Origin of the sequence: Pseudomonas sp. PS01299 (assembly GCF_029960145.1) — a bacterium.
Taxonomy (GTDB): domain Bacteria; phylum Pseudomonadota; class Gammaproteobacteria; order Pseudomonadales; family Pseudomonadaceae; genus Aquipseudomonas; species Aquipseudomonas putida_A.
Genome location: NZ_JASCPO010000293.1, coordinates 1 through 6,250, shown reverse-complemented (window position 1 = coordinate 6,250; position 6,250 = coordinate 1). Strand labels below are relative to the sequence as shown.

5 protein-coding genes are annotated in these 6,250 nt (G+C 61.2%); 1 reads left to right on the top strand and 4 read right to left on the bottom strand.

Annotation, left to right across the window (positions count from 1 at the left end):
* Positions 1-714: 714 nt before the first annotated feature.
* The 4 genes from QMX91_RS28115 to QMX91_RS28100 all read right to left on the bottom strand — a co-directional run bounded on the left by QMX91_RS28115 (position 715) and on the right by QMX91_RS28100 (position 4,954).
* Positions 715-1,680, bottom strand: coding sequence for a sensor domain-containing diguanylate cyclase (locus QMX91_RS28115; RefSeq protein WP_134786105.1), 966 nt, complete (start codon positions 1,678-1,680; stop codon positions 715-717).
* Positions 1,681-1,741: 61 nt separating this feature from the next.
* Positions 1,742-2,320 carry a hypothetical protein gene (locus QMX91_RS28110; RefSeq protein ID WP_134786104.1) on the bottom strand — a complete coding sequence of 193 codons (579 nt, stop codon included), beginning with the start codon at positions 2,318-2,320 and terminating at the stop codon, positions 1,742-1,744.
* A 1-nt stretch (position 2,321) separates the two neighbouring features.
* Positions 2,322-4,484 carry a xanthine dehydrogenase family protein molybdopterin-binding subunit gene (locus tag QMX91_RS28105; protein WP_247841652.1) on the bottom strand — a complete coding sequence of 721 codons (2,163 nt, stop codon included), beginning with the start codon at positions 4,482-4,484 and terminating at the stop codon, positions 2,322-2,324.
* Between the two features lie 14 nt (positions 4,485-4,498).
* Entirely contained in the window at positions 4,499-4,954 is a 456-nt protein-coding gene (locus tag QMX91_RS28100; protein ID WP_025111491.1) for a (2Fe-2S)-binding protein, read from the bottom strand.
* Positions 4,955-5,205: 251 nt separating this feature from the next.
* Here QMX91_RS28100 and QMX91_RS28095 point away from each other — a divergent pair, with 251 nt between their 5' ends.
* Positions 5,206-6,036 (top strand): alpha/beta hydrolase, encoded by an 831-nt coding sequence (locus QMX91_RS28095; protein WP_134786101.1) that lies wholly within the window; start codon positions 5,206-5,208, stop codon positions 6,034-6,036.
* Positions 6,037-6,250: the final 214 nt, after the last annotated feature.

Here is a 6,250-nt window from a genome sequence, read left to right as displayed (position 1 = left end):
AGCAGCCGATAAACCTGTGGGAGTGAGCTTGCTCACGAAGAGGCCGGCACATTCGACATGGATATCGCCTGAGCGGACGCTTTCGCGAGCAAGCCCGCTCCCACAGGGTTCTGCGGTGTATCTGGATTTTGTGAGCACCCGATAAACCTGTGGGAGTGGGCTTGCTCACGAAGAGGCTGGCACATTCAACATGGATATCGCCTGACCGGACGCTTTCGCGAGCAAGCCCGCTCCCACAGGGTTCTGCGGTGTATCTGGATTTTGTGGGCACCCGATAAAACTGTGGGAGTGGGCTTGCTCAGGAAGAGGCCGGCACATTCGACATGGATATCGCCTGACCGGACACTTTCGCGAGCAAGCTCGCTCCCACACTGTTTTGCGGTGTATCTGGATTTTGTGAGCAGCCGATAAACCTGTGGGAGTGAGCTTGCTCACGAAGAGGCCGGCACATTCGACATGGATATCGCCTGAGCGGACGCTTTCGCGAGCAAGCCCGCTCCCACACTGTTTTGCGGTGTATCTGGATTTTGTGAGCAGCCGACAAACCTGTGGGAGTGGGCTTGCTCACGAAGAGGCTGGCACATTCAACATGGATATTGCCTGGCCGGACGCTTTCGCGAGCAAGCTCGCTCCCACAGGGTTCTGCGGTGTATCTGGATTTTGTGAGCAGCCGATAAAACTGTGGGAGCTGGCTTGCCAGCGATGAGGCCTGAATCAGCGCCGTTTCAACGCCTGCTTGTGCGCATACATCGCCTCGTCGGCATCGGCCAGCAGTCGATCCACCGTTTCATGGCGTTGCGGATCGTATTCGATCTGGCCGACGCTGAAGCGAATCTCGTAGCCGCGCTGCAACATCGCATTGCGCTCGTCGAGGATTTCCTTGAGCCGCGCCATGATCGCTGTGGTTTCGACGTGACTGGAGCCGGTCAGCAGCGCCACGAACTCGTCACCGCCCAGGCGCCCGACCACGTCGCTCTCGCGAAAAGCGATGCGCAGCACATCGGCAAAGGTCTTCAGCGCACTGTCGCCCTCGGCATGGCCGTAACGATCATTGATCTGTTTGAAGTCATTGAGATCGAAAAACAGCAGCGTCGCCGGTTTGTCCCGGTGTTTGCAGGCGTCCAGCGCATGCTGGGCCAGGGTCTTGAAGCCGCGGCGGTTGGACAGCAGCGTCAGCTCGTCCATGCTTGCCATCTGCACCGCCATCAACTCTTGCTCGGCCATGCCGGCGAGATCGCGCAACAGGGCACGCTCCTCGTCGTCGAGTTCACGCGGCTTGGTGTCGATCAGGCACAACGTGCCCATTTTGTTGCCGTTGGGCACGGTCAGCGGGTAGCCCGCGTAGAAACGAATCTTCGGCTCGCCGGTGACCAGCGGATTGTCATGAAAGCGCTTGTCCTGCTTGGCATCAGGCACCAGCAGCAATTCGTCCTGAAGAATCGCGTGCCCACAGAACGACACATCACGCGGGGTTTCGTTGACCTCGAGGCCGACGCACGACTTGAACCACTGCCGATCCTTGTCCACCAGCGTCACCAGCGCAATCGGCACGTTGAACAGGCGTTTGGCCAGCCGCGTGAGCCGGTCAAAACGCTCCTCCGGCGCCGAATCAAGAACCTTCAAGCCGTGCAGCGCTTGAATTCGGGTGGCTTCATTGGCGGGTTTGATCGGGGCCAGCATCACGCACTCCATCAGGGTCAATGACCGTTAGAGTAGCTTGATTCGCCAGCGACTCACACACTCAACCGCCCGCCACCGGACATGGCCCGCCAGCATCGGCCCAAAGCTTGAACTGGGCCACAAAAATGTCATGCGGTACCGGTACCGGCGTGCGCCCTGCCCCGGGATTCCATCCCCACAACACCAGTTTGTCGTCGCTGACATGTTTGATCAGCGCGGCGAAATCACGGTCGCCATTGCTCGAACGATCCTTGATCATTGCGCACAACTTGTCCGGCGGCAGGCCGATCCACGCCATCTTGTGCGCCGCCGGAGGCAAGCTCCAGTGCGGCGCTCCCGGAGGTGCATGCGGGCCATAACTGGCCGGCGGATTGCTCTCGGCGTGGCAGGTGGCGCAGGGCAAACCGGCGGCGCCCTTGCCGTCCATGCCACGCACCACATTCATCGCGTGTGGTTTGCCCGCATCGAACTGCAGCGGCGAGTCGCCGGGGATGTGGCAGTTCTGGCAGCGCGGGCTCTGGAACACCTTCTGCACCGTGCCGAACGCCTTGAGCGCTTCCTGATCATCGGCGAACAGGTCCGAGGCGTAGCCGCCCAGCCCCAGCAGTATCACCGTGCCCAACAGCAGATGTCGTTTCATCTCACACCCCCGACAGTTGCAGCGGCAGTTCACGCAGGCGTTGCCCGGTCAGCGCATACACCGCGTTGGCCACCGCCGGCGCGGTGGGCGGAACACCGGCCTCGCCGATGCCGCCGGGTTTGTCGCTGCTGGGCACGATATGCACCTCGACCAGCGGCATCTCGTTGAGCCGCAGCACCTGGTAATCGTGATAATTGGACTGCACCACCGCGCCATCCTTGAGCGTCAGTTTGCTGTGCAGCGCCATGCCCAGGCCAAAGGTGATGCACGATTCCATCTGCGCCGCGATGCTCTGCGGGTTGACCGCTATCCCGCAATCCACCGCACACACCACGCGGTGCACGCGAATCGCCAGATTGTCCTGCGAGACCTCGGCCACCTGCGCCACATAACTGCCGAACGACTCGTGTACCGCCACGCCCAATGCATGCCCGTCAGGCAACGGCGCTGTCCAGTTGGCCTTCTCCACCGCCAGATTCAGCACCCCGAGATGCCGCGCATGGTCCTTGAGCAAGGTGCGTCGATATTCGATCGGGTCCTTGCCCGCCGCCGTGGCCATCTCATCGATCAGCGACTCCATGACGAACGCGGTGTGGCTGTGCCCCACCGAACGCAGCCACAGCACATTGATTCCGGTCTGCGGCGAATGCAGCTCGACCTGTTGATGGGCCAGGCCCTTGATATACGGGCTGTCGGCCACACCTTCGACCGAAGTCGCGTCGATGCCGTTCTTGACCATGGTCTGTTCGAGCATGGTGCCGGCCATGATCGACTGGCCGACCAGCACATGCTGCCAGCTCAGCGGCATGCCCTGCCCGTCCAGGCCTATGCGTGCCTGATGCAGGAACATCGAGCGGTAATACCCGCCGCGAATGTCGTCCTCGCGCGACCACACGGTTTTCACCGGCAGCCCGGCGGCTTTCGCCACTTGCACCGCTTCGGCGACGAAGTCCGAGGTCGGATTGGCCCGACGCCCGAAGCCGCCACCGAGAAATTCGGTGTGAATTTCCACCTGTTCCGGTTTGAGTCCGGTGATCTTGCCGGCGACCATCTGATCGAGGGTCTGGAATTGCGTGCCGGTCCAGATCTCGCACTTTTCGGCGCTGATCTTCACTGTGCAGTTCAGCGGTTCCATCGGTGCGTGCGCCAGATACGGCACGCTGTATTCGACGTCGATTTTCTTCGCCGCCTTGTCGAAGTTGCCTTTCGGATCCCCAGCCTGGCTGGCGGAAGTGCCCGGTGTCGCTGCCAGTTTGCGGAAACTGTCGAGCAGGCCCTGGCTGCTCAGGTCAGCGTGCGGCCCGAGATCCCAATCGACCTTCAGCGCATCGCGACCAAGTTTCGCCGCCCAGTAATGATCGGCAATCACCGCCACACCGGTCGGCACCTGTACCACTTTGTGCACACCGGGCACCGCCAGTGCCTCGGCGCCCTCGAAGGATTTGACCGTGGCACCGAACACCGGCGCACGGGCGACCATCGCAGTCATCAAGCCCTCGAATTGCACGTCCATGCCAAACTTGGCGCGGCCAGTGATTTTCTCCGGGGTATCGAGGCGTTTGGTCGGTTTGCCGATGACTTTCCAGTCCTTGGCCTCCTTGAAGGTGATCGACTTTGGATCCGGCACTGGCAGTTGCCCGGCGGCGTCCGCCAGTTCGCCGTACGTCGCGCGTTTATCGCCGGCGATCACTACGCCGGACTCGGTGCGAATAGTCGACGCAGCGACGTTGAAGCGCTTGGCCGCCGCTTCCACCAGCATCTGCCGCGCCGTGGCCCCGGCGAGCCGGTAGCGGTCGAATTCCATCCAGGTCGAGGTCGAGCCGCCAGTAATCTGCATCCCGCCAAACGCGGGCATGCCGTAATTCGCCGCTGAGGCCGGCGAGTGTTCGACGCGGATCGTCGACCAGTCGGCGTCCAGTTCTTCGGCGATCAGCATGGTCAGACCGGTCCAGATGCCCTGACCCATTTCCGAATGCCCGAGCAACACCGTCACGCTGTTGTCGGCGGCAATGCGCAAAAACGCATTCGGCGCGAAGACCTTGCCTTCATTCTCCGCCGCCAGAGCAAAACGATGGGCACCAGGCACGACGAACGCCACCACCAGACCGCCCCCCAGCACGGCACTGCCCTTGAGAAATCCGCGACGCGATACAGGACTGTTCATCGTCTGTCTCCCAATCAGCCGATCTCGGCCGCACGTTTCACAGCCGCGCGGATTCGCGGATAGGTACCGCAGCGGCAAATATTGCCGGAGAGCGCCTGATCGATATCGCTGTCGGTGGGCTTGGGGATTTTCGCCAGCAGCGCGGCGGCAGACATGATCTGCCCCGACTGGCAGTAGCCGCACTGCACCACATCAAGTTCGGCCCAGGCCTGCTGCACCGGGTGCGAGCCATCGGTCGAAAGGCCTTCGATGGTGAGAATTTTCTGCCCGTTGGCCACCGCGGTGGCGGGCGTGATACAGGCACGCAATGGTGCGCCATCGACGTGTACGGTGCAGGCGCCGCACTGGGCCATGCCACAGCCGAATTTGGTACCGGTCAGGTGCGCAACGTCACGCAGGACCCAGAGCAACGGCATGTCGGCCGGCACATCGAGCTCCTGATCCTTGCCATTGATATTCAAGGTCAGCATCGGGGATTTTCCTCAGACTCACGGTGTTCTGAAGGGGCGTCGTTACGGCCATCGAAGCCTGTGCGCGCCTCGGCTTATCCCTTTCAGCAAAGCCTAATTTGCGCGTGAAGCCAGACGTGGCGACCACCGGTCATGCCCTATCGCAAAAATGTCGACTTTAATCCTCTGGCTGATAACGGCGCTTATCCGAACCCTCACGACCGGTCTGCGACGAGCGCGGTAACCCATCACAATGCTCAGGAGTCGCGAACATGGGATTTGTCACCACCAAAGACGGCGTCGATATTTTCTACAAGGACTGGGGCCCGAAGGACGCCCCGGTGATCCACTTCCACCACGGCTGGCCGCTCAGCTCGGATGACTGGGATGCGCAGATGCTGTTCTTCCTGGGCCAGGGTTTTCGAGTGATCGCCCATGACCGCCGGGGGCACGGAAGGTCGAGTCAGGTCTGGGACGGCCATGACATGGACCATTACGCCGACGATGCGCTGGCGGTGGTTCAGCACCTGGGGGTGAAGAACGTGGTGCATGTCGGCCACTCCACCGGCGGCGGCGAGGTCATCCACTACATCGCCCGTCATGGTCAGGACAACGTCGCCAAAGGCGTGTTGATCAGCGCGGTGCCACCGTTGATGGTGCAGACCGAAAGCAATCCGGGTGGCTTGCCGAAATCGGTGTTCGACGATTTTCAGGCGCAACTGGCGGACAATCGTGCGCAGTTCTACCGCGATATCCCCAGCGGGCCGTTTTATGGCTATAACCGCCCCGGGGCCAAGCCGTCTGAGGGGATCATCGGCAACTGGTGGCGTCAGGGCATGATCGGCGGCGCCAAGGCGCATTACGACGGGATCGTTGCGTTCTCGCAGACCGATTTCACTGAAGACCTGAAGAAAGTCACCGTGCCGGTGCTGGTGATGCATGGCGAGGACGATCAGATCGTACCGTATGCGAACTCGGGGCCTTTGTCGGCGAAACTGCTGCCAAATGGCACGCTGAAGTCATATCCGGGGTTTCCGCACGGGATGCCGACGACTGAGGCGGCGACGATCAATGCCGATTTGCTGGCGTTTATTCGCGGTTGAGATAACCGAAGTCAGCTGACTCCCCTGTAGGAACGGGCTTGCTCGCGAAGGCTATCTGTCTGTCGATATCAGGTTGACTGAATCACCGCTTTCGCGAGCAAGCTCGCTCCCACCAAGGTCGGTGGTGCAAACAATTCTATCTATCCAACACAAATCCTGTGGGAGCGGGCTTGGTAGCGAAGGGAATAGGGCGGTCGAAATAGAGTTGGCATAA

What these genes read in the sequence shown, in the direction of transcription:
- QMX91_RS28115 (WP_134786105.1), bottom strand. Translation starts at nt 1,680, where the DNA reads ATGCTGGCCCCGATCAAACCCGCCAATGAAGCCACCCGAATTCAAGCG.
- QMX91_RS28110 (WP_134786104.1), bottom strand. Translation starts at nt 2,320, where the DNA reads ATGAAACGACATCTGCTGTTGGGCACGGTGATACTGCTGGGGCTGGGC.
- QMX91_RS28105 (WP_247841652.1), bottom strand. Translation starts at nt 4,484, where the DNA reads ATGAACAGTCCTGTATCGCGTCGCGGATTTCTCAAGGGCAGTGCCGTG.
- QMX91_RS28100 (WP_025111491.1), bottom strand. Translation starts at nt 4,954, where the DNA reads ATGCTGACCTTGAATATCAATGGCAAGGATCAGGAGCTCGATGTGCCG.
- QMX91_RS28095 (WP_134786101.1), top strand. Translation starts at nt 5,206, where the DNA reads ATGGGATTTGTCACCACCAAAGACGGCGTCGATATTTTCTACAAGGAC.